This window comes from Campylobacter sp. 2457A, assembly GCF_020135895.1.
GTDB lineage: Bacteria > Campylobacterota > Campylobacteria > Campylobacterales > Campylobacteraceae > Campylobacter_D > Campylobacter_D taeniopygiae.
Genome location: NZ_JACHTO010000082.1, coordinates 1 through 621, shown reverse-complemented (window position 1 = coordinate 621; position 621 = coordinate 1). Strand labels below are relative to the sequence as shown.

General features: G+C 24.8%; 2 protein-coding genes. One reads left to right on the top strand and one right to left on the bottom strand.

Features of this window, described 5'->3' with window-relative positions:
* Nucleotides 1-71: 71 nt before the first annotated feature.
* Nucleotides 72-299, top strand: coding sequence for an acyl carrier protein (locus H2280_RS08425; protein WP_337216257.1), 228 nt, complete (start codon nt 72-74; stop codon nt 297-299).
* Nucleotides 300-363: 64 nt separating this feature from the next.
* Here H2280_RS08425 and H2280_RS08420 read toward each other — a convergent pair.
* Nucleotides 364-621, bottom strand: a 258-nt coding sequence (locus H2280_RS08420) for a DUF2920 family protein (RefSeq protein ID WP_337216256.1), incomplete at its 5' end; no start/stop codon positions are given.

Below are 621 nucleotides of genomic sequence, written 5' to 3'. Positions count from 1 at the left end.
TAGATAGTTTTAAACTCAATCAAAATGGTAAGATTGATAGAAATTATTATAAAGAACTTTAAGGAGAGAAAATGGAAGAGATTAAACAGTTTTTTATTAATATAGGCAGAGCTGATATTGATGAGAATATGCAAAATTTGGTTAGTGATAATATCATCGATAGCTTAGATGTAATGAATTTAATCAATGAGATAGAAAAATATTATAATAAAACTTTAGATTCTGATTTTATGCGACCTATGTATTTTGAAAGTTTTTCAAGCATTAAGCAAATGTTAGAACTTGCCATGAAAGATTAACTTGTTTGAATTTATTTCAAACAAGTTAAAAATTTAAAAGAGTTACGCAAGAAATTTTTATCTTTTAAGTAATTTCAAGCTTAAATTTATCCCCTTCATCTTTAAATTTGAAAACTTTGTTTTTGCAAGGATAAGAAATAGAATTTTCTTTCATAGGCGATTTTTTATCTTTTAATTTTTCAAGCATTAAAGGAAGTTCTTTTTCAAATAAAGCTCTATTGTTTAATCTCATACCATGTTCCAAACTTTTAATATATTTACCATCAATATCTTCTTCATCTTGGATCAAATGTAAAGTTGCATCAAGATTAAGTTGCTTAAG

Bases quoted from the DNA above. Each gene is read 5' to 3' on its own strand.
- H2280_RS08425 (WP_337216257.1), top strand. From the start codon at position 72: ATGGAAGAGATTAAACAGTTTTTTATTAATATAGGCAGAGCTGATATT.